Origin of the sequence: Kribbella aluminosa, assembly GCF_017876295.1 — a bacterium.
GTDB lineage: Bacteria > Actinomycetota > Actinomycetes > Propionibacteriales > Kribbellaceae > Kribbella > Kribbella aluminosa.
This window is the reverse complement of record NZ_JAGINT010000002.1, coordinates 3,785,153-3,810,773: the sequence shown is the minus strand read 5'-3', so window position 1 is coordinate 3,810,773 and position 25,621 is coordinate 3,785,153. Positions and strand designations below refer to the sequence as shown.

Below are 25,621 nucleotides of genomic sequence, written 5' to 3'. Positions count from 1 at the left end.
TCCGAAGGTTAACCATGTGCATTCGTGAACCACAAGCACTCAAACCCACATGCAACAGCCCCGGCTGCCGCCCTTCTTCGGGCAGCGGACGGGGCTGTCCTACGGCAGCGGCCGGCGCTGTTCTCCGAGTTTGGTTGATCAGGGCCGGGCGATGCCATCAGTCGCGGCTGATGAAGCCTTCCTTGACCAGCCAGTCCATGGCGACGTCGGCCGGCTCGCGCCCCTCGACGTCGACCTGGGCGTTCAGGTCGATCAGCACCGGATCGGTCAGCTTGTCCGACACCGGCTGGAACAGGTCTCGCAGCTGCGGGTACTTGTCCAGCACCTTCTTGCTGACCACCGGCGCCACGTTGTACGCCGGGAAGTACTTCTTGTCGTCCTGCAGCACCACCAGGTCGAGCGACTTGATCCGGCCGTCGGTGGTGAAGATCTCCCCGAACCGGCAGTCCCCGTGACTCGTCGCGGCGTACACGGCGCCGGTGTCCAGGGTCCGGATGTTGTTCCGCGGTACGCCGCTGCCCATCGGGATCCCGTAGTGCTTCAGCATCGGCTCGAACCCGTCGTTCCGGTTCGCGAACTCTGACTCGACGCAGAACGTACGGTCCTTCACCGGCAACGACTGGACCTGCGACAGCTTGGTGATGTGCAGCCGGTCCGACTCCTTCCGGGTCATCGCGAAGCCGTAGCTGTTGTTCATCGGAGCGGGCTTCAGCCAGATCAGCCCGTACCTCTCCGCGTCCTCCTTCGCGACCGCGTCGTACTGCTCCTGCTTGTCCGGGATGCCGGTGTCGTGGCCCAGGTACGAGATCCACGCCGTGCCGGTGTACTCCCAGGCCATCTGGATCTGGCCCTGGATCATCGCCTGCCGGGACGTGTCGCTGCCGGGCATGTTGGTCAGGTCCTGGACGTTCGCGCCGGCCGCGCGCATCAGGATCGCGGCGATCTTGCCGAGGATCAGCTGTTCCTGGAAGCTCTTCGACCCGATCCCGATCGACAGGCCGTCGAGGTTCTTCACCGATCGCAAGTCGCCTTGGAGCGTCCCGGAAGGTACGAAGCCGCCGCTGGTGCCGAGGCCACACCCGGACAGTACGACGAGGAGGAGGGCGGACGCTGCCGCCACCAGCCGCTTCATCCGAGCCCTCTCGGTCGGGTCACTTCTTCCAGGACACGGCCCGCCCAGTCGATCAGCAGCGCGAGTGCCCCGACCAGCAGCGCGCCGCTGATCAGGACCGGGTACCGCAGCAGCCGGATGCCGGTGGTGATCAGGCTGCCCAGTCCCCCGGCGTCGATGAACGTCGCGAGCGTCGCCGTACCGACGACCAGCACCAGCGCGGTACGGATGCCGGCCATGATCACCGGTACGGCGAGCGGCAGCTCGATCCGGCCGAGGACGGCGAGGCTCGACATCCCCATCCCCCGCCCGGCCTCGACGAGTGTCCGGTCGACGCCTTGCAGGCCGACGATCGTGTTCCGCAGTACCGGCAGGATCGCGTACAGGCAGAGCGCCACGATCGCGGTCCAGAAGCCGAACCCGAGCCAGATCGCGAGCAGCACGATCAGGCCGATCACCGGCGCGGCCTGGCCGGCGTTCGCCACCGCGACCACGACCGGCGCGGCCTTGCGGGACCGCGGCCGGGTCAGCATGATGCCGAGCGGTACGGCGATCAGCAGCACGATGACCGTGGCGACCGCGGTCAGCTTCAGGTGTTGGATTGTCAACTGTCCTACGAGTTTCCACTCCAGCTGCCGTTGCTCGATCGAGTCGAGCTCGGCCTGCGAACGCCAGATCACCCAGGCTCCGACGACGATCGCGACGAACAGCGGCTGCCCGATCAGCGTGCCCCACGACGGCCGCCGGGCCCGCCTGGTCGCGAGTCCGGCCGCGGTCGCCTTCGCGTCGGCGAGAGTCTCCTTCTGCTGCAGGTCCGGTCCCGGATCCAAAGCTGTCATTGTGCGACCTCCGCCTCCGGCTGGCCGTTGCCGTCCTGGATCCGGGCGAGGACGGCCTGGAAGTCGACGACGCCGAGGTACTCGTCGCGGCGGCCGGTGACGACCGCGCTGCCGTGGCTGGACATCAGCATCGTGTCGAGTGCGTCGTTCAGCGTCGCGCGCCGGTCGATCGTGACCAGGTCGGTGTCCTCGTGCGGCGCCGGCACATTGTCGACGTCCGACAAGTCGGATGTCCACATCCAGTCGATCGGGCGCCGGCGGCGGTCCAGTACGACGACACAGTCGTCGCCCGCCGCCTTCGCGGCCCGCAGTACCTCGGGGGCCGGGTCGCCGATCTCCGCGACCGTCGGCTGGTTGAGCTCGATCTCGCTGACCCGGCTCAGGGTCAGCTGCTTGAGCGCGGCACCCGCGCCGACGAAGTCCGCGACGAACCGGTTGGCCGGGTTCGCCAGGATCTCCTCCGGGGTGTCGTACTGCGCGATGTTCGCGCCCTCGGTGAGGATCAGGATCCGGTCACCGAGCTTGACCGCCTCGTCGAAGTCGTGGGTGACGCAAACGATCGTCTTGCGCAGCTCCTCCTGGATGCTGAGCAGTTCGTCCTGCAGCCGCTGCCGGGTGATCGGGTCGACCGCGCCGAACGGCTCGTCCATCAGGATCACCGGCGGATCGGCGGCGAGCCCGCGGGCCACGCCGACCCGCTGCTGCTGACCGCCGGACAGCTCCCGCGGGTAGCGGCCCCGGTACCGGTCCGGGTCCAGGCCGACCAGTTCGAGCAGTTCGTCCACGCGTTCCGCCGTACGGCGTTTGTCCCAGCCGAGCAGGCCCGGGACGAGTGCGATGTTCTGGGTCACGGTCATGTGTGGGAACAGGCTGCCGCCCTGGATCACGTACCCGATCCGGCGCCGCAGGTCGTCGTCGTTCTGCTTGCCGACGTCCTCGCCGCCGATCCGGATTCTGCCGGAGGTCGGCTCGATCAGCCGGTTGATCATCTTCAGCGAGGTGGTCTTGCCGCAACCGGACGGGCCGACGAACATCACGATCTCGCCGGCCGGGATGTGCAGCGACAGCCCCTCGACGGCGGGCTTCTTCTGCCCCGGGTACCGCTTGACGACATCGGTCAACTCGATGTCGACGCCGCTGACTTCAGGTTCGGTTTCAGGCACGGATACCCCTCGAGGTGGTCAGGCGGCCGACGAGCAGCAGCATGGCGTCCAGGATCAGAGCGAGCAGGACGACGCCGATCGTGCCGACCAGCGCGGAGTTCAGGGCGTTCTTGCCACCGATCTGGGTGAGACCGGTGAAGATGAAACTGCCCAGGCCGGGGCCGAGCACGTACGCTGCGATGGCCGCGATCCCCATCGACATCTGGGCCGAGACCCGGACGCCGGCCAGGATCACCGGCCAGGCCAGTGGTAGTTCGATCCGGAGCAGTGTCCGGATCGCGCCCATCCCCATCCCGCGCGCCGACTCGATCAGCGTCGTGTCGACGCCGGCCAGGCCGACGACGGCGTTCCGCAGGATCGGCAGGCAGGCGTAGAAGGTGACCGCGATCACCGAGGTCGCGGTACCGATCCCGGCCACCGGGATCATCAGCCCGAGCAGCGCGAACGACGGGATGGTCAGACCGACCGCGCTGACTGCGCCGGCCAGCGACGCGACCCGCGGAGTGCGATGCACGACGACCGCCAGACCGACCGCGATCACGGTGGCCAGCAGTACGCACTGGATGACCAGACTCAGGTGCTGGTAGCTCTGATAGAGCAATTGTGAATGACGCTCAGTTATGTAGTCCCACACACGGCCATCGGTACCCAACAAGCGTTGGCTTACACATCGGCACGGTCGCTACCGAAGTCCGGGCATGGCAAAACCCCTGATCACGCGTGGGTGACCAGGGGTTTTTCGGTTCAGCAATTCCTCAGCTGAGGCTCAGTTGAACGAGTCCCCGCAGGCGCAGGAGCCGGTCGCGTTCGGGTTGTCGATCGTGAAGCCCTGCTTCTCGATGGTGTCGACGAAGTCGATCGTCGCACCCTTCAGGTACGGCGCGCTCATCCGGTCGGTGACGACGCTCACACCACCGAAGTCGGCCAGCACGTCACCGTCGAGCTGCCGCTCGTCGAAGAACAGCTGGTACCGAAGCCCGGAACAACCACCCGGCTGCACGGCGACCCGCAGCGCGAGATCGTCGCGGCCTTCCTGGTCGAGCAGCGCCTTCACCTTCGAGGCGGCTCCGTCGCTGAGGAGAACACCCGTGGCCGCTGCCTGCTCAGCCTGCTCGGTCTGCGCTTCAGTCATCCCTGACTCCAGTCATCTACTCAAGTGCCTACGCACGAACTCCGTCGGCACGGAAGTCTCTTGTCAACACAGGACAACAGCCGCCGTCCCGCGCTCATTCCCATGGTCGCACACCATTTTCACGGATCAACCAACCCGGTCGCGGGCTGATCACTCCACCCGCGGCCCGGTCGTCACGCTCGGTCAGCGGGCCCAGGTCCGGGCGACCCGTTCGGCGACCGCGGCGAGCGAGCCATGCGGGTCCGCGAAGGCCTGCTCCTCACCCACCGTGTCGACCAGCGCGTACGCGGACTCGACCCCCATCGCGCGCATCTCGCGGGACCCGATCAGCACCTTTCCGGCGAGTACGACGCACGGGCGCATCGCGTCGTTCGCGATCTTCGCGACGCCGGCGATCACCTTGCCGTCGCGGGACTGGAAGTCGAACGCGCCCTCACCGCTGATCACCAGGTCGACCTGCGAGGCCTTGCGCTTCAGCCCGGTCAGCTCGGCGACCAGGTCGATACCGGAGACGCGTTCGGCCCCGAGGAGCAGCAGCGCGTACCCGAGCCCGCCCGCGGCGCCGGCCCCCTTCTGGTCCGCGGTCTTCCGGTCGGCCAGCTCGGCGAAACGCGTCAGCCAGCCGTCGACCTCCGGCTTCCGCTCGTCCGGGATCCCCTTCTGGGTGCCGAACACGTTCGTCGCGCCGCGCAGCCCGAGCATCGGGTTCTCGACATCACTGGCTGCGACGAACTCGACCCCCGCGACCCGCTCCCGAGCGGGCCTCAGATCCACCGCCTCCAACCCAGCCAGCCCCGCAGCCCCACCATCCAACCGCCCACCACTCGCAGCACCCGCGCCGCCCGCCGGCCCCGCGCCTCCCGCCGGCCACGCGCCGTCCGCCGGCCCCGCGCCGTCCGCCGGCTCTGAGCTGTCCAGTCGGGCGGTCGCGGTTGCACCGAGCGCGGCAAGCAGGCCTGCTCCGGCGTCGTTCGTCCCCGAACCTCCCAGGCCGAGGATGATCCGCCTGGCGCCGGCGTCCACGGCTGCTGTGATCAGCTGCCCGACGCCGTACGTGCTCGCATCCTCGGGGCGCCGGCTCTTCGGCTCCACCAGGTGCAGACCGCACGCCTGCGCGGTCTCGACGTACGCCGTCTCCCCCGCGAGCAGCACCGTCGCCGGCGTCTCCTCGCCGAGCGGTCCGCGAACGGTGACGGACAGCAGCTTCCCGTCCACGACCGCCGACAGTACGTCGATGAACCCGGGGCCGCCGTCCGCCATCGGCGCCAGCAGTACCTCGGCGCCCGGGTCGCGCCGCCGCCAGCCTTCCTCGATCGCCGCCGCAGCCTCCACGGCCGTCAGCGTTCCCGCGAACTTGTCCGGCGCAATCAGAATCCGCATGCGCACATCCTCCCCCACTCCACCCGCCCGCCGGACCGCCCGTCCATCGCCGGGACGTAAGAACAGGACGTAGTCGTATACGTAGATGCCTTCGCCCGCCTGAGCACACCGCGAATCCGCCGCGACGCCAGGGGACTACCCGTCGTTCGGTACCGGTACACGGTTAGATCGTCAGCATGAAGTCGATCCTGTTCGCCCTGCGGGTGAGTGACCTGGAGCGGTCGCTCGCCTTCTACACCACGGTCGGGTACGTCGACCTCGGCAAGGTCCCGTTCGACGACGGGTCGAGCCTGGTCTGGCTGCGGCTGCCCGGCGAGACGTCGGTGTCCCTCGAACTCGTCCATCGCCCTGCCGACGGACCGGTGGAGGTTCGCGGGTTCGAGCACTTCGCGATCGAGGTCGAGTCGCTGAGCGCCGCCGTGGACCGGCTGACCGAGGCCGGGCTGGCTCCTGGTGAGCCAGTGGTGCACGGGCCGGACGGGCCGAAGACGGCGTGGCTCGTCGACCCGGACGGCTATCGGCTCGAGCTCGTCGAATGGCCGCCGGGCGGTCCGCCGACGCCGGACGCGTGATGGTCGAGTGGCCGACGACTGCCGCGGAGGCGATCGCAGTACAGGAAGAGCTGCGCGGGCTGGTCGAGGTCGCGGACGTCGGTGCGCCGGCGCGGTACGTCGCGGGCCTGGACGTGGCGTACGACCGGGATCGGCTGGCGGCTGCGGTCGTGGTGCTGGACGCCGCGACGCTCGGCGAGGTCGATCGCGCGGTGGTGCTTGGCGAGACGACCTTTCCTTATATACCGGGGCTGTTCGCGTTTCGTGAGATCCCGTCGCTGCTGACCGGGTTGGAGAGGCTGACGGTTCGGCCCGGGTTGCTGGTGTGTGACGGGCAGGGGCTCGCGCATCCGCGGCGGTTCGGGCTGGCCTGTCATCTCGGCGTGCTGACCGGGATTCCTTCGATCGGGGTGGCGAAAACGACGTACGTGGGAACGCATCAGGAGCTCGGGCACGAGCGCGGTACGACGGCTGACCTGGTGGACGGCGATGAGGTGGTTGGTGCGGCGGTCCGTACGCAGGACGGGGTGAAGCCGGTGTACGTGTCCGTCGGGCACCGGGTGACGCTGGCGACGGCGGTGGCGCACGTGTTGCGGCTCGCTCCCGCGTACCGTTTGCCGGAGACGACGCGGCTCGCGGATCGAGCGTGCCGAGCGGGGTTGCGCGATGGTTGACGAGACACCTCGGGTGCCGGGGTACACGCGGCACGAGTACGGCGAACGGATCGGCGCGACCGCGCGGCTGCGCGTCGGGGCGGCCGCGGCAGTGCTGGACGGCGGGCGGCTGCTGCTGACGCGGCGTACGGACAACGGCGAGTGGTGCCTGCCGGGCGGTGCGATCGAGCCGGGCGAGCGTCCGGCGGAGGCGGCCGAGCGGGAGACGTTCGAGGAGACCGGGCTGGAGGTCCGCGTCACCGGGCTGGTCGGCGTGTACTCGAACCCGGACGTGGTCGTGGTCTATCCCGACGGCAACCGCGTGCAGATCGTCGGCATGGTGTTCCGCGCGGAAGCCGTCGGCGGTACGGCGGGCACGTCCGCGGAGGTGAGCGAGAGCCGCTGGTGCACGTCGGCCGAGGCCGCCGAGCTGACGGTGATCGCCGGGCATCGGCCGCTGCTGCCCGCGGTCTACGCCGGCGAGCTGTACTTCGATCCGTCAGCGGCGGAACAGCCGGCGCACGATCAGCGCTAGTACGGCGCCGATCAGGTACGGCGCTGCCCGCCGGGCGAGCATCGGCAGCAGCGCGCTCCCGAGATCCAGCACCGCCGCCTCCTCCTCGGAGGCAGCAGAGCCATCCGAGCCAACAGACGATCCGCCCGAGGAGCCGACGGACGACTCGCTCGAGGAGCCGGAATCGGCCGAGCCGGCCGAGGATTCGCTCAAGGAGCCAGCCGCGGCCGATCCGCCCAAGGAGCCGGGCGGCGCGCTGTCGGGCGGATCGAGGCCGGGTTCGGGGGTCGTGTTCAGCTTCGTCGTCAGGCAGGTCGTGAACTGGTCCAGGAGTTTGTTGGAGACGTCCAGGATGAGGCCGCGGCCGAATTGGGCGGGGCGGCCGGTGATGGTCAGGTCGGTGTCGACCGTTACCTCGGTGGTGGTGTCGGAGGTGGCGGTGAGGTTGGCCGTGACGCGGGCGGCGGCGGTGCCGTTGCCGCGGCGGTCCTTGCCTTTGGCTTCGATCACTGCTCGGTGAGTCGCCCCGTCGCGCTCGACGAAGGTGCCGGTGCCGGTGTACTGCAGTGACACCGGGCCGAGCTTCACCTTGCATGCGCCGGTGAAGTCGTCGCCTTCGTACGACGCCAGGGTGGCGCCGGGGAAACACGGCACCACCCGTTCGAGGTCGTTGAACGCGGCCCACGTCTCTTCCACGGGCGCGGGTACGACGAACTTGTGCTCGAGCTTCACGCCGTACCCGCCGCTGCCAGGACCGCGCGCCGGGTGAGTACCGTCGCGAGATGCCGGCGGTAGTCCGCGTCGCCGTTGCTGTCGCTCACCGGCGACGTCCCGTCCGCGGCCCGCGCCGCCGCCGCCCGTACCGCGTCGGCCGTCGCGGGCTGCCCCACCAGAGCAGCCTCGACCGCGGTCGCCCGTACCGGTGTCGAGCCCATGTTGCCGAGCCCGACCCGCGCCTCCGCGATCCGGTCGCCGTCCAGCCGGACCGCCGCCGCGACCGACACGATCGACCAGCCCTGCGCGACCCGGTTGAACTTCTCGTAGTGCGCGCCCCAGCCCGTGTACTTCGGCACCCGCACCTCGACCAGCAGCTCGTCCTCGGCGAGCGCGGTACTGAACACGCCCTGGAAGAACTCCGACGCCGGCACGGTACGCCGCCCGCCCGGGCCCGCGATCTCGAACGACGCGTCCAGCGCCACCGCGACCGCCGGCAGGTCGGCCGCCGGATCCGCGTGCGCCAGCGACCCGCCGAACGTCCCGCGGTGCCGGATCTGCGGATCGCCGACCGTTGCCGTGGCCAACGAGATCAGCGTGGCGTGTTCGAGCACCAGCGGATCGGACTGCACCGTGCTGTGCGGGGTCATCGCCCCGATCACCAGCGCGTCGCCGTCGTCGCGGACCCCGCGCAGATTGTCGACCTTCCCAATGTCGACAATCGTCTCGGGCGCTGCGAGCCGCAGCCGGAGTGCCGGCATCAGGCTCTGCCCGCCGGCGAGCACCTTCGCGTCGGAGTGCTCGCGCAGCAGCGCCAGCGCCTCGTCGACCGTCGTGGGCGCGTAGTAGTCGAACGCCACCGGGATCATGAGCGTGTCTCCTTCGCCTGGGCGCCCGCCTGGATCGCCTTCCACACCCGGTACGGCGTACACGGCATCTGCACGTCGGTGACCCCGAGCGGTCGTAGAGCGTCGACAATCGCATTGACGACAGCCGGCGTGGACGCGATCGTGCCGGCCTCGCCGACCCCCTTCACGCCGAGCTGGTTGGTGGTCGCCGGCGTCTCGGTCCGCGCGGTCTCGAACGTGGGCAGATCAGGTGCCGCCGGCAACGTGTACTGGTCGAACGACCCGGTGATCAGCGTCCCGGCGTCGTCGTGTATCGCCTCCTCGTAGAGCGCCTGCGCGATCCCCTGCGCGAGACCGCCGTGCACCTGGCCCTCGACGATCAACGGGTTCACCACCACGCCGACGTCGTCCACGCACACGTACGAGCGCAGCTTCGTCGCCCCGGTCTCGGTGTCGACCTCGACCGCGCACAGATGCGTGCCGTGCGGGAACGAGAAGTCGTCCGGGTCGAGCGTCGCGTCCGCGTCCAGCGACCCGTCGCCGGCACCGTCCAGCTTGTGCCCCTGGAACACCGCGAACGCCAGCTCCGCCAGCGTCATCCCGGCGTCCGTCCCGCGCACGCCGTACCGCCCGGCCGAGAACTCGAGGTCGTCGGCGTTCGCCTCCAGCAGCTGTGCCGCGATCGGCTTCGCCTTCTCGATCACCTTGTCCGCCGCGGCCAGCACGGCCATCCCGCCGACGGCCAGCGACCGTGATCCGTACGTGTCCAGTCCGCGGACGGCGACCTGCGTGTCACCGTGCAGTACTTCGACGTCCTCGAACGCGACGCCCAGCCGGTCCGCGACGAGCTGGCTCCAGGCGGTCTCGTGCCCCTGCCCGTGCGGGCTGGTCCCGGTCACCACCTCGACCTTCCCGGTGGGCAGCATCCGGATCGACGCGTGCTCCCAGCCGCCGCCGACGTACCCCATCGACCCGAGCCAGCGCGACGGCGCCAGCCCGCACATCTCGGTGAACGTCGACACGCCGATGCCGAGCTGCACCGGGTCGCCGGACGCCCGGCGTTGCGCCTGCTCCTTGCGCAGGTCGTCGTACCGGAACAGCTCGCGTGCCTTCGCGGTCGCGGCCTCGTAGTTGCCGGAGTCGTAGCGCAGCCCGGAGACCGTCGAGAACGGGAACTCCTCGTGCTTGATCCAGTTCCGCTCGCGGATCTCCAGCGCGTCGACGCCGACCCGGGCGGCGAGCTCGTCCATCAGGCGTTCGATCGCGTACGTCGCCTCGGGCCGTCCGGCGCCACGGTACGCGTCGGTCCAGGTCTTGTTCGTGAACACGTTGGTGATGCCGAGGTGGTACGCCGGGAACTTGTAGATCCCGTTGTACATGAACGCGCCGAGCAACGGGATCGCCGACGTGACCAGGCCGAGGTACGCGCCCATGTCGGCGGTCAGCTCGACCTTCAGCCCGGTGACGGTACCTTCGGCTGTCGCGGCGAGGGTCAGCTGCTGCCACTGGTCGCGGCCGTGGTGCGCGGCCATCAACGACTCGGACCTGGTTTCGGTGTATTTGCAGGGCTTTCCGGTACGCCGGGCCGCGAGCACCGTAAGTACTTCCTCCGGCGTGAACTGGAGCTTGCCGCCGAAGCCGCCGCCGACGTCGGGCGCGATCACCCGGATCTTGTGCTCCGGGATGCCGAGCACGAGCGCGATGAAGATCTTCACGAAGTGCGGCACCTGCGTCGACGACCAGACTGTCATCTGTTCGGTCGTCGGATCGACGACAATCGACCGTGGCTCCATGAACGCCGGGATCAGCCGCTGCTGGCGGTACTCCTGCTCGATCAGGATGCCGCCGTCGCGGGCCGCAGCGATCGCCGCCTCGACGTCGCCTCCGGTGCCGGACTCGGCCGAGTCGTACGACCAGACCGCGGACACGTTCGTCCCGAGATCCGGATGCGCGAGCACCTCGTCGCGGGCCGCGGCCTTGAGTTCGAGGGCGGGTTCGAGTTCTTCGTAGTCGACGTCCACCAGGTCGGCGGCGTCGTTCGCCTCGGCTGCCGTCCGGGCCACGACCATCGCGACGATCTCGCCGGCGAACGCGACCCGGTCGACCGCCATCGACGGGTGCGGCGGGGCCTTCTGGTCGGGTACGACGGCCCAGGCGTTCGGCAGGGCGCCTTGTTCCTCGGCGATGTCGGCGCCGGTGATCACGGTGACGACGCCGGACGCGGCCTTGGCGGCGCTGGTGTCGATCGAGGTGATCCGGGCGTGGGCGAAGGGGCTGCGAACCATCGCGAGGTGCTGCAGGCCGGGCAGCACGATGTTGTCGGTCCAGCGGGTCCGGCCGGTGATCAGCCGGGCGTCCTCCTTACGGAGCCGCGCCTTCCCGACCTCGGTTGCGGGGCGTTCCTCGGTGGTGGTCATTGCACACCTCCAGCCGCGGCCGGCTCACCCGCGGCGCCCGGCTCACCCGCGGCGGCCGCCGCGTAGGCGCGTACTGCTTTCACGATGTTCTGGTAGCCGGTGCAGCGGCAGAGGTTGCCTTCGAGGCCGAGCCGGATCTGTTCATCGTCGGCATTCGGATTGTCGGCAATCAGATCGAGGGACTGCATGATCATCCCCGGGGTGCAGTAGCCGCACTGCAGGGCGTGGTTCTCGTGGAAGGCCTGCTGCATCGGATGCAGCCGGCCGTTGGTCGCGAGCCCTTCGATCGTGGTGATCTCGTGACCGTCGGCCTGGACCGCGAGCAGCGAGCACGACTTCACGCTGCGCCCGTCCAGGTGCACGGTGCAGGCGCCGCAGTTGCTGGTGTCGCAACCGACCACGGTGCCCGTCTTCCCCAGTTGCTCGCGCAGATAATGCACCAGCAACGTGCGCGGCTCCACGTCGTCCGTGAAGCTGCTTCCGTCGACCTTGACCGTGATCCGGGTCATCGCCCCGCCTCCAGATGTCAGTACTCGCCGTACTTTCGATCGTGCTCCTGTTGTGTTCTCGACCACAAGGTTCAAGTGCCGGCGTTCAGTGATGGATCGGTCCCGCGGCGGTCGAGAGTCGTTGCCCCGCGCCACCCCAGCGTTGGGCGATGATCTCGGCGGCGATGCTGACCGCGGTCTCCTCCGGGGTGCGGGCACCGAGGTCGAGGCCGATCGGGCTCGCCAGCCGGGCGACCTCGGTCTCGCTCAAACCCGCCTCCCGTAAGCGTTTCAGCCGATCGTCGTGGGTCCGCCGCGAACCCATCGCGCCGATGTAGGCGACCTGCGGCAACCGCAGCGCGACCTCCAGCAGCGGTACGTCGAACTTCGGGTCGTGCGTCAGTACGCAGATCACCGTACGGTCGTCGATCCGGCCGGCGGCGGCCTCGTCGGACAGGTACCGGTGCGGCCAGTCGACGATCACCTCGTCGGCAAAGGGGAACCGGGACGCGGTCGCGAACACCGCGCGCGCATCGCAGACCGTCACCCGATAACCCAGGAACGTGCCGAGCCGGGCAACCGCAGCTGCGAAGTCGATCGCACCGAATACCAGCAAACGCGGCACCGGTGCGTACGAAGAGACGAAGACGCGCATCCCGTCGCCACGCCGTTGCCCGTCCGGTCCGTACTCCAGCGTCTCGGTCCGGCCGTTCGCCAGCAGTCCGCGTGCATCGTCGACAATCGCATCGTCGACACGATCCGAGCCGGTACTCCCCAACTGCCCGTCCGGGCGGACGATCAGCCGGCGGCCGATCCGCGCCGGATCCGGGTGCGCCACCACGGTCGCCACCGCGACCGGCCGGCCCTCGGCGATGTCCGCCGCCACCTCCGCCAGTTCCGGGAACGTCGCACGGTCGACCTTCTCGACGAACACGTCGATGATCCCGCCGCACGTCAGCCCGACGGCGAACGCCGACTCGTCGCTGACGCCGTACCGCTGCAGCACCGGCTCGCCGGACTCCAGGATCTCCTCACCGAGCTGGTACACCGCGCCCTCGACGCAGCCGCCCGACACACTGCCGACCACCTCCAGCCCGGGACCGACCAGCATCACCGCACCCGGCGGCCGCGGCGCCGACTGGAACGTCGCGACAACGGTGCCGACGGCAACGGATTCGCCGGCTTTCCACCACGTCAGCAACCGATCGAGGACGTCACGCATCGGCGACCACCTCCAGTAGTTCCGCGAAGCTGGCCAGGCTGTGCCCGGCGACGAGATCGTCCAGGTGCGGCAGTACGGCGACGATCCCGGCCTGCACCGGTTCGTAGCCGCGCTTGCCGCGGTGCGGGTTCAGCCAGACCACGCGGTGTGCGAGGCTCGCCAGGCGTTGCAGTTGCGCGCCGAGCAGCGCGGCGTCGCCGCGTTCCCAGCCGTCGCTGCACACGACGACGACGGCCCGCCGCGCGGTACCGCGTTGTCCCCAGCGGTCGAGGAAGACCTTCAGCACCTCGCCCAGCCGGGTTCCGCCCGACCAGTCCGGTACGACGTCCCCGGCTGCCCGCAGCGCGAACTCGGGGTCGCGGTGGCGGAGCGCCGGGGTCACGCGGGTCAATCGCGTGCCGATTGTGAACACTTCGACAATCCGCGGCGCCTGCTGGACCATCGCGTGGGCGAGCCGGAGCAGGCTGTCGGCGTACGGGCGCATCGAGCCGGAGACGTCGATCAGTACGACGACACGGCGCGGGCGGACGCCGCGACGGCGGTAGTGGACGCGGGCCGGTTCGCCGACCTGCCGGAGCTGGGCGCGGAGCGTGCGGCGCGGGTCGATCTCGCCGCGATGCGACGGGCGGCGGCGGTTCGCGCGGCGCAGCGGGACCTGCGGGTGCAAGGTGCCGAAGAGGCGGGCGAGCTCGGCACGGTCGATTGCCGACAATCCTGCGACATCGCGATGGCGGAGGACTTCCGCCGTGCTGGCGGAGACGTTGAGGGTGTGGTCGCCTTCGTCCTCGGAGCCTGCGTCCGAGGCGTCGAGCGCGGCTTGGACGGAGGCTTGCGGGGTACGGCTCGGGACGGCACCGCGGCCACGGTCGCCGGTGAACCAGGCCGCGAACACCTCGTCGTACCGGGCGGTGTCGTCGGGACCACTGCAGAGCGCGGCCCGGCCGGCCCAGTACACGTCGGCGGTCAGGGTCGCGTCGAGGACGGCCACCGCTCGGAGGAACAGCTGCACCCGATCAGCCGTCACCGCAAGCCCCGCATACCGGAGGGCAGCGGCAAACCCCGCGAACGCAAGATCCGGCACAGTGTGCGGGCGCGCCCCGGAGCGCACCGGCTCGTCCGGCACGGTGTGCGAGTGCGCCCCGGAGCGCACCGGCTCGTCCGGCACGGTGGGCGGGCGCGCCCCGGAGGGCACCGGCTCGTCCGGCGCGGTGGGCGGGTGGGTGTTGGCGGGGGTCGGGTGGTCGGGCGTGGGTGGGTGGTTGTCGGGTGGGGTTGGGTGGTGGGTCATCGGGGGTCAGCTCGCCAGCAGGCGGTCGAGGGATTCGCGGACGCGGTCGGTGTCCTCGCGGTACTTGAGTACGGCGCCGAGCGTCGCCGCCGCGGTCTCGACGTCGAGTACGTCGGTGCCGAGCGCGTCGAGGGCGCGCGCCCAGTCGAGGGTCTCGGCGACGCCGGGCGGCTTCAGCAGGTCGAGGTCGCGCATCCGCTGGACGGAGCGGGTGACCTGTTCGGCGAGGCGCGCGGAGACCTCGGGCAGGCGCGTGCGGACGATCTCGATCTCGCGGGCCAGTCCGGGGTGGTCGATCCAGTGGTACAGGCAGCGGCGTTTGAGCGCGTCGTGCACCTCGCGGGTCCGGTTCGAGGTGAGCACGACGATCGGCGGGACGTCGGCGGCGATCGTGCCGAGCTCGGGAATCGTCACCTCGTACGTCGACAGCACCTCGAGCAGGAACGCCTCGAACTCGTCGTCGGCGCGGTCTATCTCGTCGACGAGCAGTACGGCGGGGCTCTCGCGGAGCGCTCGCAGTACCGGACGGGACAAGAGGAAGCGCTCGTCGAACAGGCTCTTCTCGACCTCCTCGACCGCCGCCTCGGAGCTGGTCGCCTCGACGGTGCGCAGATGCAGGATCTGGCGCGGGAAGTCCCAGTCGTACAGCGCCTGCGAGGCGTCGATGCCCTCGTAGCACTGCAGGCGGATCAGGTCGATCCCGAGCGCCTCGGCGAGGGCCTCCGCGAGGGCGGTCTTTCCGGTACCGGGTTCGCCTTCGAGCAGGAGCGGGCGGTGCAGTGCGAGCGCGAGATAACCGACCGTGGCAAGGCCTTCACCGGCCAAGTACCCGGTCGCCCGCAAACACCCGGCAAGCTCCCCCGCCGAACCGACGGCACGCACTTCTTCAGCATTCACCTACTTCGCCGGGATGCCAACCCTCGACCCGTCGGCTGCCCTTTCCGGTAACAAGCTGCCCTTTCCGGTAACAATCCGCGGCTGGGCGGCGAAAATGTTCCGGAAATCTCAGTGGTGGCCGGGTGGTAGGTCCGCGGTGGTGTCGACGTCGGCGCCGTCCGCGACGTCGCCGCATTCCACCTGGTCCGCCCGGTGCTCGCGGAGGTACGCGCGGGCCCCCTCGTCACCACGCGCCGACGCGATCACGCCGCCCCAGTGCGCCCGCCCGATGACCACCGGATGCCCCGGCATCCCGCCGTACGTCGCCCGTACCAACGCCGCAGGTCCCGCTCCCGCAGCAACTCGCTCGACCGCCGCCACCGTCAGCCCAGGCACATCCACTGGCACCACAACCACCGCGTCCACGCTGCCAGCGCTGGTGACACGGGTCAGGGCCGGTGCGGAGGGAGGCGCTCATGCCTTCGGGCCAGTCGGTTGCTTCGACTATTTCGACCGGTTCGGTGGACAGCTCTGCGCGGACTGTTTCGGCGGCGGCTCCAAGAACGACCACTACCGGAGTACAGCCTGCCTCGGTCAGTATCCGAGCGGTACGGACGACCCACGGGATGCCGGATGCGTCACGAATGAGCGCCTTGGGGGTGCCCATCCGGCGCCCGGCCCCGGCGGCGAGCACCAAGCCCGCCGTACGGGCGTCAGCGCGGGCGGCTGGGTCCGCGTCCGGGCGCCCTGTTGTCTTCACAGCTGCAGCGTACTGATTTCACACTCTGGGCAGTGACGTGTGCCACGCGGTGTCCGGCGGCAGGCGTGGCACGATATCTGACGTGACGACGATCGCAGACGGCTCGAAGTCCCTTCCGTTGCTGTTCCTCGGGCAGAACACCGACCCGCATTCCGAGCGCGGTGTCGAGTGCCCGGGCGCGCTTCCGCCGGCGTCCGACCCGGACCTGGTGGAGCGGGCGCTGAAGGCGAAGGCGGCGCTCGGTGACCAGGTGTTCGTGCTCGGGCACCACTACCAGCGCGACGAGGTGATCCAGTTCGCGGACGTCACCGGTGACTCGTTCAAGCTGGCCCGCGACGCCGCCGCCCGGCCGGACGCGCCGTACATCGTGTTCTGCGGTGTGCACTTCATGGCCGAGTCCGCCGACATCCTCACCAACGACGCGCAGACCGTGATCCTGCCGGACCTCGCGGCCGGCTGCTCGATGGCCGACATGGCCCGGATCCAGCAGGTCGAGGCAGCCTGGGACGCGCTCGCCGACGCGGGCGTCGCGGACGTGACGGTGCCGGTCACGTACATGAACTCGAGTGCCGACATCAAGGCGTTCTGCGGCCGCCACGGTGGTGTCGTGTGTACGTCGAGCAACGCGGAGACCGCGCTGAACTGGGCGTTCGAGCAGGGCGAGAAGGTGCTGTTCCTCCCGGACCAGCACCTCGGCCGGAACACCGCCGTACTGCAGCTGGGCATGTCGCTCGACGACTGCGTGGTGTACGACCCGCACAAGCCGGGCGGCGGGCTGACTCGCGAGCAGGTGGCGGCGGCGAAGATGATCCTGTGGCGCGGGCACTGCTCGGTGCACGGCCGCTTCACCCCCGAGTCGGTCGACGACGTCCGCTCGCGGGTGCCCGGGGTGAACGTGATCGTCCACCCCGAGTGCCGTCACGAGGTCGTCACGAAGGCCGACCAGGTCGGGTCGACGGAGTACATCATCAAGGCTCTCGAGACGGCCGAGCCCGGTACGTCGTGGGCCGTCGGCACCGAGCTCAACCTGGTGCAGCGGCTCGCGAAGCAGCACACCGACAAGAACATCGTGTTCCTGGACAAGGCGGTCTGCTACTGCGCCACGATGAACCGCATCGACCTCCCGCACTTCGTCTGGGCGCTGGAGAACCTCGTCGCCGGCCACGTGGTCAACCCGATCAAGGTCGATTCCGACACCGAGCACTACGCCAAGGTCGCCCTCAACCAGATGCTCGCCCTCCCCGGCAAGACCGCCCGCGACTGACTAGTCCGCGGCGACGCGGGCGGTGGTGTACCAGTCGGAGAGGAGTTCCGGGAGGCGGTCGGGGCCCCAGCGGTCGACGGGGGTGATGCGGCCGGTGAGGGTGGACAGGCCGCGGGCGAGTTCGCCGACGACGTCGCCGCGCCACGGGACCGTGACGCCTTCCTCGGGTCCGACGATGACGGCCGGGCCGCCGCGGTCCACGCAGACGACTGGGCAGCCGGACGCCAGGGCTTCGGTGACCGCCCAGCCGGCGGCTTCCCGGAACGCGGGTGCGAGCAGCGCGTCCGCGCGGAACATCGCGGCCAGCACCTCCTCGCGCGGCAGCGCGCCCATGAACTCGACACGGTCGCGGACACCCAACTGCCAGGCGAGGCTCTCGGCGCGTCCCCAGTCGGGACCGTCGCCGATGATCCGCAGCTCCCAGCCGGACGCCTCCGGACGCGCCAGCGCACTGATCGCCAGCAGCACGCCCTTCCACGGGATCAACCGCCCCACGAACAGGGCCGTCTTCACGCTACGACTGAATGGCTCGTACGGCCCGGACGCGGTGAACCGCTGGATCGCGACGTTCGGCTGGACGACGAGCTGCTGAGCGTACGGCGCGAACGCCTCCGCGACGTCGTTGTTCTGGGCAACCATCAGGTCCGCGGTCTGCGCCATCCGCCGTCCGGTCAGACGCCGCCGTACGCCGGTGTACGCCCGCCGTACCAGCTCGCCCACCACGCCCCGAGCACCGAGCCAGTGCGCCATCGACAGCGGCGCGGTCGTCGACCCGCCGACGGGACCCCAGATCACCTTGGCCGACGACTCCTCGACCACACCTGCGCCCATCCAGTCCACCGCGAACGTCAGGTGGTGGATCACGTCGAACGAGTGCAACGCATGCAGCTCCCGCGCCGTACGCCGCGCCAGCCCCTGCCACAACGGGTAGTACCAGTACACGTCCGCGGGCCGTCGCCGGAGCCGGAGAATCCACCGAGGCATCTCCAGCGGTACGACGGTCAGCCCCGGCACCGGCCGCGCCGCGAGCTCCTCGTGGATCTCGTGCACGAACTTGCGCCGGGTCAGCAGCCAGACGTCGTGGTCGCGCGCCGCCGCCTTCGCCCACGCCCATCCGGCGCCCGGCTCGGACCCGCCCGACGGCCGGCAGGCGTACGCGCTCAGCAGTACCTTGGGGCGCGTCCGGCCAGGCATCAGCTCATCCCCTCCAGGAGCCTGCGCAGATCGGTGCTCGAGGTGGAGGCGGTGTACGGGAAGTAGTGCACCTGTGCGCCGACCTCACCCAGCAGCCTTTCCAGTCTGGTCCCCTTTTCGGTTCCCTTCCAGTCGTCCCCTTTGAAGAGGATGTCGTACCGCAGCTGCCCCCACATCTCGAACTTGTCGCTGGACCAGTCGCTGACCACCTCGTCGACCAGGTCCAGCGCCCGGATCACGTCCATCCGTTCGGCGTGCGGAACCACCGGCGGGCGGCCCTTGATCCGGGTCACCACCTCGTCCTCGACGACGCCGGCGATCAGGTGGTCACAGTGCCCGCGGGCGCGGCGCAGGATGTTCAGGTGGCCGATGTGGAACATGTCGTACACCCCGGGCGCGTAGCCGACGATCGTCATGCACGCACCCCCAGGACGGCCATCTCGCGGTACCACTTGCCGAGCGCGGCGGCCAGGAAGAGTACGTTCAGCAGCAGGAGGGCGCCGTACAGCACGACGAACACGGACGGCGTACCGAAGGCGAGGAAGACCAGGCAGAGGACGCCGTAGTCGGTCGGTGCGATGAGCAACGACTTGACCACGGAATCGCCACGCTGGTTGGGGTTCGCGGCCGCACCGTACCGGCGGCGGAGCTGGTCGATCAGGATCAGGCCGAAGAACAGCACCGACGACATGCACACGTACGCGAGCGGGATCAGCAGCACCAGGTGATTGCTGAAGGCATCGAAACGGTAGAACGAGATCAGTACGGCGCTGTGCAGCAGCACGATCTTCACCGCGTCGATCATGTGGTCGAGCCACTCCCCCAGCGGCGAGCCGCCGCCGCGCAGCCGGGCCAGCTGCCCGTCCGCGGAGTCCAGGCCGTACCCGAGGACGAGCAGCGCGGTCACCAGCACCGCCGTACCGAGGGACGGGCGGACTGTTGCCACCAGCACGATCCCGATCAGCGAGCAGAACCCGGACGCCAGGCTGACCTGGTTCGGCGTACGGCGTCCGAGGAACGCCGCGGCCGCGAACACCCGGCCGATCCGGCGGTTCACGAACCGCGAGTACGCCGGCGTACCGGCGGACGGCTTCTGTGCCTGGGAAAGCCGCGCGACGGTGTCGCGTAAACCGCTCATGCGACCGAGCTGCGCGACTGCCGCTGGTCGATCGCGGCGCGCAGGATCGGGCTGCGGGACCGCCGGCCGGCGGGCAGCACGGTGATCAGCCCGGCCGGCAGCCCGGCCAGCTCCGCGACACCCAGCACGCCGTCCGCGGCACTCGCGGCGAACACGGTCTGTACCCTCAGTACGCCGGTCAGCCGGTCGGCCAGTACGGCGTCCACGGCGACGACCTCGTCGACGCACCGCAGGTGCTCGACGATCTGCGCCCGCTCGAGCTGCGGCACGAACGGCCGCGCGCCCCAGGCGTCCAGCGCCCACTCGTCGGACAGCACCGCGACCACCAGCCGGTCACAGAACTGCCGCGCCCGCTCGAGCACGTCGACATGTCCGACGTGGAACAGGTCGAAAACCCCGGCGACGCATCCGGTCCGCGGCACGGTGGCCACACTGCCTTCCCCCAACACGAAATCCCGCATTCCCTCTTGCCCGGCGCCGCCCCGTGCCGTGACCTTATACCTGTCGGGCACGACCTGCCCAACGTTCCGCACCCGACCTGCCACGGGCGGTGTGCCGGGCGATCGCATCGGTGTAGATCCTTTCCGTGGCCACCAGGTCACGCTCCGGTGTGAAGCGCTTCAGGTAGTCCTCGCGGGCTCGTTCGCCGCAGGCTATCGAAGTCACGGGATCAGCCACCATCCCGATCGCCTTCCGCAGTGCTTCCGGATCGCCGGGCTCGGTCAGCGCGCCGGTCCGTCCGTCGTCGACGAGCTCCGCGAGCGCCCCGAGCCGGGACGCGACCACCGGTACTCCTTGTGCGAAAGCCTCCACGACCACGAGTCCGAACGTCTCATACGAACGGGCCGGTACGACGGCGGCGCGCGCGGATCGCAGCACATCCATGCCGGCTGCCCACGGTAGTTGACCAAGCACCTGAACCGACAGGTCCTCGCGGGCCCGTTCCTCGGCCGCGGCGCGCAGCGGCCCGTCGCCCACGACCACCAGACGGCCGAGCCCGGAATCCCACGCCTGCAGGAGATCCGCGAACCCCTTGTCCTCGCTCAACCGCCCGAGGAACACCATCGCGTCGCCCGCTCCGGTACGCACCCCGGCGGGATGCGGTACGGCGTGCGGCTTCACCACGAACCGCTCCGCGTCGAACCCGGCGGCGACGTACCGATCGCGGACGAACCCGGACGGTACGACGAAGGTGTCGACGTACCGCTGCCAGGTGTGCAGCGTGTTGTGCACGCCGATGCTGGTCGCCAGCGGGAGCGTCTGGACGCGCGACTCGCGGTAGCAGCTGTGCTTGATCGCGGCGAGCGGCAACTTGCCGATGCAGGAGTCGCAGGGCCGCCCGTCGCGCTGCAGGACCGCGTTCGCGCACAGCAGGCGGAAGTTGTGGAGGGTCGCGACGACGGGGAGGTTCAGCCGGCGAGCCGCGCGCAGTACGGACGGGCTGAACAGCGGAAATGTGTTGTGAACGTGCACCACATCGGGCCGTTGCGCTTGCAATAGGTGTGTTAAATCGCGTTCCGCCGAAAATGACCAAACGGAACGGAACGGTAACAGCGCGCGATCTTTTCGGCTCATGGTCGCGATGTCGTCGCTGTTCCGGGCGTAGAGGTCGATCTCGTGGCCGGAGTCCCGCAACAAATCAACCGTTTGCGCGACAACGGTGTTCTCACCGCTGGGTTGACCGGTCCGGTAACGGTTGTGCAGCATTGCGACCCGCATGGCACTACCTTAAGTCCCGCGGTAACTACAGCCTGGTCTCGCCCACTCCCAGGAGAGTGCATTGAGGAAGTTGTGGCTCACAGCGCTGCTTGCTGCGGCAGTGGCCGTGGTCGCGGTCGCCGTGCCGGTGATCGCGAACGAGCACAAGGCTCGGACGGCGACGGCGAGGTTCCAGGAGTCCGAGCAGGCCGCGTCCCGGGTGCTGCCTTCGCATCGTCCGGGTGCGACGCCCACAACCCGGCCGACCGCCAAGCCGAAGCCGACCTCTTCGCCGACGCCCGGGTCGCACCCGACGACGAAGCCGGGCACGGGCCTTACGCCGACGGCGACGGCGACCAGGCCGACGAAGCCTGCCGAGCCGACGGTCCCGAAGCCGCCGGTGGTCAGCTCGGACAAGGCCGGCCCCGCCGTCGCCGGTCCGTGCGTCGGGGTGGTGATCAAGCCCGGGCAGGACGCGCAGTCGATCGTGAGCTCGAAGCCCGCCGGTACGACGTTCTGCTTCGCGGCGGGGGTGCACCGGATCAGCAGCACGATCCGGCCGAAGGCGAACCAGGTCCTCGCGAGTGCGCAGCGCGCCGTGCTGACCGGGTCCGTGCCGCTCACCGGGTGGGTGCGCTCGGGGTCCGCGTGGGTCGTCCGCGGCGCGCTGCCGGCGGCGTACGGCAAGAGCGGTGAGTGCGAGGACAACCAGGCGAACATCTGTTACCTGCGGGAGCAGCTGTTCCTCGACGGTACGCACCTGACCCGGGTCGCGAGCGTGTCGGCGGTGCGGGCCGGCGCGTTCTACGCCGACTACGCGGCGAACGCGGTCTACCTCGGCAGCAGCCCGTCCGGGCACGACGTCGAGATGTCGAAGACCGCGACCGCGATCGAGTCGAACGCGCGGGGCGTCGTGGTCCGCGGGCTCACCGTCGAGCACTTCGCCAGCGCGCCGCAGGCCGGGGCCCTCGTCTCCGGACCCGGCTGGAAGGTGACGGCGAACGACGTCTCCTGGAACCACGCGGTCGGCGTCATGCTGGTGGACGCAGACAATACGATTGTCGACAAGAACCTGATCCACCACAACGGGCAGCTCGGCCTCGGGCAGTACAGCTCCGCCGCGGCGAACGTCACCCGGAACGTGGTCAGCTCGAACAACACCGACGGCTTCTGGATCGCCGACTGGGAGTCCGGCGGGATCAAGTCGACCCGCTCGTCGGGGACCGTGAGCGGTAACGTGATCAAGTCGAACAGGGGCATCGGGATGTGGGCCGACGTCGCCGACAACGGCCGGGTGATCAGCGACAATCAGATTGTCAACAATGCGGCGGACGGCATCCGCTACGAGATCAGCCGGAACGGCACGATCGAGGGCAACACGATCACCGGCAACGGCTTCGGCACCGGCCGCGGCTCCGGTACGTCGCTGTGGGACGGCGGCGGGATCAACGTGAACACGTCGACCGGCGTCACGATCAAGGGGAACCGGGTCGCGGGCAACGTCAACGGCGTGACGATCCAGTCGCGGACGCGTGGCAGCGGCCCGTGGGGCACCTATGTACTGCGCAACGTCCAGGTCAGCGGCAACACGATCGAGATGACCAGCGGGACGCAAGCGACCGGCATGGTCCAGAACTCCGGCGCCGAAGTACCCACTGGCGAGGTCGTGTTCAGCGGCAACAAGTACGTCCTGGACAGCCTCGGCACCCAGCGGTTCGCCCGCTTCGGCACCAAGCTGACGCCGGCCGGCTGGCGGCAGGCCGGGCTGGACAAGGTCGGCAGTTTCCTCGCCAACTGACGCCGTTTCGGCGGCCGCTTGCCTTTCGCTTGCCTCACCGACACCCGCGATGCCCAGGCGTTCGTACGGGGTTTCGCTTGCCTTTCGCTTGCCTTTCGCAACATGTTTGTGCGCTACGTATTGCCATGACTACGTGACGTAGGGGTAACCTGCGTAGCGAAGCCGCGCCATGGGGGGTGCGCTCAGGGCTACCTGTGCCACCGGAGGCTCCGCTATGAAGACCGCATTTCTGGCAGTCGTTGTCGCCGGCACCAGTCTGGTTGCCGTCGGCCCACTACCCGCGAGCAGCGCACCGATCACGACCGCCCCGGCACCCGGAAACCAGCAGACCGCCGGTTTGCTGCCCGACGGTCAACAGGCTGTCGGATTGTTGACAGGAGACGAGCAGACCGCCGCCACGCCGCCGGCCGACGGGACGTTCCGGACCGGGCCGGCGCTCGCGCCCGCGTGCAGCGGCGTACCGATCAGCACCGCTGACGACGCCGCCGCGATCGTCGACGAGGCACCGGCTGGTACGACGTTCTGCTTCACCGCCGGCCTGCACCGGATCCGCGACACGATCCACCCGAAGGCCGACCAGGTGCTCGCCAGCGACCGCGGAGCCGTTCTCACCGGTTCGGTCCGCCTCAACCACTGGACCCCGTCGTACACCGCACCTGGCACCACCGCCGGCACCGGCGCCGGCGTTGCATGGGTGACCACCGGGGTACTTCCGCCGACGTACGCACAGACCGGGCAGTGCGAGGACGACAAGGCGAACATCTGCTACTTCCGCGAGCAGGTGTTCCGCGACGGCACACACCTGACCCGGGTGACGTCCCGCGACAAGGTTGCCCCCGGCACCTTCTACGCGGACTACACGGCGAACGCCGTCTACCTCGGCGACACCCCGTTCGGCCACGCAATCGAGATGGCGAGTACGCCGACCGCGATCGAGCCCGGCGGGAACAACGTGGTCGTCCGCGGGCTGACGATCGAGCACTTCGCCACTCCCCCGCAGTCCGGCGCCGTGGTCCTCGGGCTCGGGTGGCACGTGTACGCGAACGACATCCGCTGGAACCACGCCGTCGGCGCGATGCTGGTGAACGCGGACAGCGCCGTCCTCGAGCAGAACCGGATCCACGACAACGGCCAGCTCGGCGTCGGGCAGTACAGCACGCTGAAGGGCACGATCGCCGCGAACGAGGTCAGCGGCAACAACACCGACGGCTTCTGGATCGCCGACTGGGAGTCCGGCGGGATCAAGACCACCTGGTCCTCCGGCGGCTCGGTGGCCGGCAATCTGATTGCAGACAATCTGGGCATCGGGCTGTGGAGTGACGCGTACGACGACAGCCGGACGTTCAGCAACAATCAGATTGTCGACAATGCGGCGGACGGCATCCGCTACGAGATCGGCCGCAACGGCGTGATCGAGAACAACACGGTCAGCGGCAACGGGTTCGGCACCGGGCGCGGCTCCGGTACGTCGCTGTGGGACGGCGGCGGGATCAACGTCAACACGTCGTCGAACGTCCAGGTCCGCGACAACATCGTGGCGAACAACGTGAACGGGATCTCGATCCAGTCCCGGACCCGCGGCTCCGGCCCGTGGGGCCAGAACCTGCTCCGCGGCATCGTTGTCTCCGGCAACCAGGTGACGATGCGCGGCGGCACCACCGCGACCGGGATGGTCCAGAACTCCGGTGCGGCGATCCCCGCCGGCGCAGTCACCCTCAACGACAACGTCTACATCCTCGACAGTCTGACCGCGGATCGCTTCCAGAAGACCGGCCAGTGGTACACCGCCAAACAGTGGCAGGCCACCGGCCAGGACACCTCCAGCATCTTCACCCTCGGCAGAGCGGTCCTGAACGCCACCGGCATCCTCACCATCCTGCCGACAGACGGCTGACCCCTTGAAAACAAGGGCCTTCGGCTTTGGAAACTGTCGGAGGGGGTCGCTACCGTTGGGGGCATGGATGTTCTCGATGTTCTGAACGGGCGGCAGGTGGCGTTGACCAACCACGAGCCCCTGCCCGCCCTCGACGAACTCGACGCCGACATCAACCGCCGGCAAGCACTCCGCCTCCAGGTCATCGCCCGCATCGAAGACACCGGCCACGCCCAGGAGCCCGGCGCCCGCGACACCGTCGAACTCCTCGCCCTCCGCCACCGCCACGACCGCGCCGAAGCATCCCGCGACGTCCGCCTCGCCCGCGCACTCCCGAGGTACGCCAAAGTCGACAACGCCCGCCAGCACCCCCAGCCACCCACCAAACACCCCACGCCGACCACCGGGTGACGCCCCCACACGCGCCGACACGCCCAACCAGCCACCAAACGCCGCACCGCGAACACCCCAACCAAACAGATCCGGTACGCCGGGACCGGACCCTGGTGGTACTCCCCACCCCGCCGGGAGGTACCCCCACACACCCCGCCCCGCCGGGAGGTACCCCGCACACCCCGCCCGCCAGGAGATACCCCCGCACGCCACGCCCCGCCCCGCCCCGCCCCGCCCCGCCGGTACCCCCGCACGCCCACCCTGCCGGACGGGTACCCCCGCACGCCCCACCGGGTGATACTTCCGG

General features: G+C 69.5%; 26 protein-coding genes and 1 pseudogene. 7 read left to right on the top strand and 20 right to left on the bottom strand.

Going from position 1 to position 25,621, the window contains the following annotated elements:
- Positions 1-157 precede the first annotated feature (157 nt).
- The 6 genes from JOF29_RS39305 to JOF29_RS39280 form a co-directional block, all read right to left on the bottom strand.
- Entirely contained in the window at positions 158-1,132 is a 975-nt protein-coding gene (locus JOF29_RS39305) for a glycine betaine ABC transporter substrate-binding protein (protein WP_209699378.1), read from the bottom strand.
- A complete protein-coding gene (locus JOF29_RS39300; protein WP_209699377.1) occupies positions 1,129-1,950 on the bottom strand; it encodes an ABC transporter permease in 822 nt (273 codons plus the stop codon). The genes JOF29_RS39305 and JOF29_RS39300 overlap by 4 nt, the downstream gene beginning before the upstream one ends.
- A complete protein-coding gene (locus JOF29_RS39295) occupies positions 1,947-3,113 on the bottom strand; it encodes an ABC transporter ATP-binding protein (protein ID WP_209699376.1) in 1,167 nt (388 codons plus the stop codon). Before JOF29_RS39295 ends, JOF29_RS39300 begins: the two co-directional genes overlap by 4 nt.
- Positions 3,106-3,714, bottom strand: coding sequence for an ABC transporter permease (locus tag JOF29_RS39290; protein WP_245359872.1), 609 nt, complete (start codon positions 3,712-3,714; stop codon positions 3,106-3,108). The genes JOF29_RS39295 and JOF29_RS39290 overlap by 8 nt, the downstream gene beginning before the upstream one ends.
- A gap of 165 nt (positions 3,715-3,879) precedes the next feature.
- The gene (locus JOF29_RS39285; protein WP_209699374.1) at positions 3,880-4,245 is read right to left on the bottom strand and encodes a HesB/IscA family protein; all 366 of its coding nucleotides are present in this window, start codon (positions 4,243-4,245) and stop codon (positions 3,880-3,882) included.
- 183 nt (positions 4,246-4,428) lie between these two features.
- Entirely contained in the window at positions 4,429-5,625 is a 1,197-nt protein-coding gene (locus JOF29_RS39280) for a glycerate kinase family protein (RefSeq protein WP_209699373.1), read from the bottom strand.
- 176 nt (positions 5,626-5,801) lie between these two features.
- Between JOF29_RS39280 and JOF29_RS39275 the strand changes: the two genes are divergently transcribed.
- The 3 genes from JOF29_RS39275 to JOF29_RS39265 are packed head-to-tail and all read left to right on the top strand — an operon-like array spanning position 5,802 to position 7,364.
- Positions 5,802-6,197: a VOC family protein gene (locus JOF29_RS39275; RefSeq protein WP_209699372.1), complete on the top strand. Its 396-nt coding sequence runs from the start codon at positions 5,802-5,804 to the stop codon at positions 6,195-6,197.
- On the top strand, positions 6,161-6,850 hold the full coding sequence (gene nfi / locus JOF29_RS39270) for a deoxyribonuclease V (RefSeq protein WP_245359870.1): 690 nt from the start codon (positions 6,161-6,163) through the stop codon (positions 6,848-6,850). The genes JOF29_RS39275 and nfi overlap by 37 nt, the downstream gene beginning before the upstream one ends.
- Positions 6,843-7,364: an NUDIX domain-containing protein gene (locus JOF29_RS39265; protein WP_209699371.1), complete on the top strand. Its 522-nt coding sequence runs from the start codon at positions 6,843-6,845 to the stop codon at positions 7,362-7,364. The genes nfi and JOF29_RS39265 overlap by 8 nt, the downstream gene beginning before the upstream one ends.
- Here JOF29_RS39265 and JOF29_RS39260 read toward each other — a convergent pair.
- The 9 genes and pseudogenes from JOF29_RS39260 to JOF29_RS45035 form a co-directional block, all read right to left on the bottom strand.
- Positions 7,329-8,075, bottom strand: a complete 747-nt coding sequence (locus JOF29_RS39260; protein WP_209699370.1) for an SRPBCC family protein — start codon at positions 8,073-8,075, stop codon at positions 7,329-7,331. The genes JOF29_RS39265 and JOF29_RS39260 overlap by 36 nt on opposite strands.
- Complete coding sequence (locus JOF29_RS39255; RefSeq protein WP_209699369.1) at positions 8,072-8,926, bottom strand: FAD binding domain-containing protein; 855 nt, start codon at positions 8,924-8,926, stop codon at positions 8,072-8,074. The genes JOF29_RS39260 and JOF29_RS39255 overlap by 4 nt, the downstream gene beginning before the upstream one ends.
- On the bottom strand, positions 8,923-11,322 hold the full coding sequence (locus JOF29_RS39250; protein ID WP_209699368.1) for a xanthine dehydrogenase family protein molybdopterin-binding subunit: 2,400 nt from the start codon (positions 11,320-11,322) through the stop codon (positions 8,923-8,925). The genes JOF29_RS39255 and JOF29_RS39250 overlap by 4 nt, the downstream gene beginning before the upstream one ends.
- A complete protein-coding gene (locus JOF29_RS39245; RefSeq protein WP_209699367.1) occupies positions 11,319-11,831 on the bottom strand; it encodes a (2Fe-2S)-binding protein in 513 nt (170 codons plus the stop codon). Before JOF29_RS39245 ends, JOF29_RS39250 begins: the two co-directional genes overlap by 4 nt.
- An 85-nt stretch (positions 11,832-11,916) precedes the next feature.
- Complete coding sequence (locus JOF29_RS39240; protein ID WP_209699366.1) at positions 11,917-13,032, bottom strand: XdhC family protein; 1,116 nt, start codon at positions 13,030-13,032, stop codon at positions 11,917-11,919.
- The gene (locus tag JOF29_RS39235) at positions 13,025-14,320 is read right to left on the bottom strand and encodes a vWA domain-containing protein (protein ID WP_245359868.1); all 1,296 of its coding nucleotides are present in this window, start codon (positions 14,318-14,320) and stop codon (positions 13,025-13,027) included. The genes JOF29_RS39240 and JOF29_RS39235 overlap by 8 nt, the downstream gene beginning before the upstream one ends.
- 6 nt (positions 14,321-14,326) lie before the next feature.
- Entirely contained in the window at positions 14,327-15,202 is an 876-nt protein-coding gene (locus tag JOF29_RS39230; protein ID WP_209699365.1) for an AAA family ATPase, read from the bottom strand.
- 123 nt (positions 15,203-15,325) lie between these two features.
- The gene (locus JOF29_RS45040) at positions 15,326-15,613 is read right to left on the bottom strand and encodes a nucleotidyltransferase family protein (RefSeq protein ID WP_307863914.1); all 288 of its coding nucleotides are present in this window, start codon (positions 15,611-15,613) and stop codon (positions 15,326-15,328) included.
- 97 nt (positions 15,614-15,710) lie between these two features.
- A pseudogene (locus tag JOF29_RS45035) lies at positions 15,711-15,863 on the bottom strand (hypothetical protein); the annotation flags it as partial.
- Positions 15,864-16,038: 175 nt separating this feature from the next.
- On the opposite strand from JOF29_RS45035, the gene nadA reads away from it, so the two are divergent.
- Positions 16,039-17,220 (top strand): quinolinate synthase NadA, encoded by a 1,182-nt coding sequence (gene nadA / locus JOF29_RS39220; RefSeq protein ID WP_209699364.1) that lies wholly within the window; start codon positions 16,039-16,041, stop codon positions 17,218-17,220.
- Here nadA and JOF29_RS39215 read toward each other — a convergent pair whose 3' ends face one another.
- The 5 genes from JOF29_RS39215 to JOF29_RS39195 form a co-directional block, all read right to left on the bottom strand.
- Positions 17,221-18,414, bottom strand: coding sequence for a glycosyltransferase (locus JOF29_RS39215; RefSeq protein ID WP_209699363.1), 1,194 nt, complete (start codon positions 18,412-18,414; stop codon positions 17,221-17,223).
- Complete coding sequence (locus JOF29_RS39210; RefSeq protein ID WP_209699362.1) at positions 18,414-18,830, bottom strand: FAD synthase family protein; 417 nt, start codon at positions 18,828-18,830, stop codon at positions 18,414-18,416. The genes JOF29_RS39215 and JOF29_RS39210 overlap by 1 nt, the downstream gene beginning before the upstream one ends.
- Positions 18,827-19,552, bottom strand: coding sequence for a CDP-alcohol phosphatidyltransferase family protein (locus JOF29_RS39205; protein ID WP_209699361.1), 726 nt, complete (start codon positions 19,550-19,552; stop codon positions 18,827-18,829). Before JOF29_RS39205 ends, JOF29_RS39210 begins: the two co-directional genes overlap by 4 nt.
- A complete protein-coding gene (locus JOF29_RS39200; RefSeq protein WP_307863913.1) occupies positions 19,549-19,974 on the bottom strand; it encodes an adenylyltransferase/cytidyltransferase family protein in 426 nt (141 codons plus the stop codon). Before JOF29_RS39200 ends, JOF29_RS39205 begins: the two co-directional genes overlap by 4 nt.
- 73 nt (positions 19,975-20,047) lie before the next feature.
- Positions 20,048-21,259, bottom strand: a complete 1,212-nt coding sequence (locus JOF29_RS39195; protein WP_245361096.1) for a glycosyltransferase — start codon at positions 21,257-21,259, stop codon at positions 20,048-20,050.
- Positions 21,260-21,332: 73 nt separating this feature from the next.
- Between JOF29_RS39195 and JOF29_RS39190 the strand changes: the two genes are divergently transcribed.
- The 3 genes from JOF29_RS39190 (at position 21,333) to JOF29_RS39180 (ending at position 25,332) form a co-directional block, all read left to right on the top strand.
- Positions 21,333-23,048, top strand: a complete 1,716-nt coding sequence (locus tag JOF29_RS39190; protein WP_245359866.1) for a right-handed parallel beta-helix repeat-containing protein — start codon at positions 21,333-21,335, stop codon at positions 23,046-23,048.
- Positions 23,049-23,262: 214 nt separating this feature from the next.
- Complete coding sequence (locus JOF29_RS39185) at positions 23,263-24,942, top strand: right-handed parallel beta-helix repeat-containing protein (protein ID WP_245359865.1); 1,680 nt, start codon at positions 23,263-23,265, stop codon at positions 24,940-24,942.
- 63 nt (positions 24,943-25,005) lie between these two features.
- A complete protein-coding gene (locus JOF29_RS39180) occupies positions 25,006-25,332 on the top strand; it encodes a DUF222 domain-containing protein (RefSeq protein ID WP_209699357.1) in 327 nt (108 codons plus the stop codon).
- Positions 25,333-25,621: the final 289 nt, after the last annotated feature.

Excerpts from the sequence above, each read along its gene's own strand:
- JOF29_RS39275 (WP_209699372.1), top strand. The coding sequence starts at position 5,802 with ATGAAGTCGATCCTGTTCGCCCTGCGGGTGAGTGACCTGGAGCGGTCG.
- JOF29_RS39305 (WP_209699378.1), bottom strand. The coding sequence starts at position 1,132 with ATGAAGCGGCTGGTGGCGGCAGCGTCCGCCCTCCTCCTCGTCGTACTG.
- JOF29_RS39265 (WP_209699371.1), top strand. The coding sequence starts at position 6,843 with ATGGTTGACGAGACACCTCGGGTGCCGGGGTACACGCGGCACGAGTAC.
- JOF29_RS39255 (WP_209699369.1), bottom strand. The coding sequence starts at position 8,926 with ATGATCCCGGTGGCGTTCGACTACTACGCGCCCACGACGGTCGACGAG.
- JOF29_RS39245 (WP_209699367.1), bottom strand. The coding sequence starts at position 11,831 with ATGACCCGGATCACGGTCAAGGTCGACGGAAGCAGCTTCACGGACGAC.
- JOF29_RS39240 (WP_209699366.1), bottom strand. The coding sequence starts at position 13,032 with ATGCGTGACGTCCTCGATCGGTTGCTGACGTGGTGGAAAGCCGGCGAA.
- JOF29_RS39285 (WP_209699374.1), bottom strand. The coding sequence starts at position 4,245 with ATGACTGAAGCGCAGACCGAGCAGGCTGAGCAGGCAGCGGCCACGGGT.
- JOF29_RS39195 (WP_245361096.1), bottom strand. The coding sequence starts at position 21,259 with ATGCTGCACAACCGTTACCGGACCGGTCAACCCAGCGGTGAGAACACC.
- JOF29_RS39185 (WP_245359865.1), top strand. The coding sequence starts at position 23,263 with ATGAAGACCGCATTTCTGGCAGTCGTTGTCGCCGGCACCAGTCTGGTT.
- JOF29_RS39300 (WP_209699377.1), bottom strand. The coding sequence starts at position 1,950 with ATGACAGCTTTGGATCCGGGACCGGACCTGCAGCAGAAGGAGACTCTC.
- nfi (WP_245359870.1), top strand. The coding sequence starts at position 6,161 with ATGGCCGCCGGGCGGTCCGCCGACGCCGGACGCGTGATGGTCGAGTGG.
- JOF29_RS39205 (WP_209699361.1), bottom strand. The coding sequence starts at position 19,552 with ATGAGCGGTTTACGCGACACCGTCGCGCGGCTTTCCCAGGCACAGAAG.
- JOF29_RS39180 (WP_209699357.1), top strand. The coding sequence starts at position 25,006 with ATGGATGTTCTCGATGTTCTGAACGGGCGGCAGGTGGCGTTGACCAAC.
- JOF29_RS39210 (WP_209699362.1), bottom strand. The coding sequence starts at position 18,830 with ATGACGATCGTCGGCTACGCGCCCGGGGTGTACGACATGTTCCACATC.
- JOF29_RS39235 (WP_245359868.1), bottom strand. The coding sequence starts at position 14,320 with ATGACCCACCACCCAACCCCACCCGACAACCACCCACCCACGCCCGAC.
- JOF29_RS39250 (WP_209699368.1), bottom strand. The coding sequence starts at position 11,322 with ATGACCACCACCGAGGAACGCCCCGCAACCGAGGTCGGGAAGGCGCGG.
- JOF29_RS39280 (WP_209699373.1), bottom strand. The coding sequence starts at position 5,625 with ATGCGGATTCTGATTGCGCCGGACAAGTTCGCGGGAACGCTGACGGCC.
- JOF29_RS39215 (WP_209699363.1), bottom strand. The coding sequence starts at position 18,414 with ATGCCTGGCCGGACGCGCCCCAAGGTACTGCTGAGCGCGTACGCCTGC.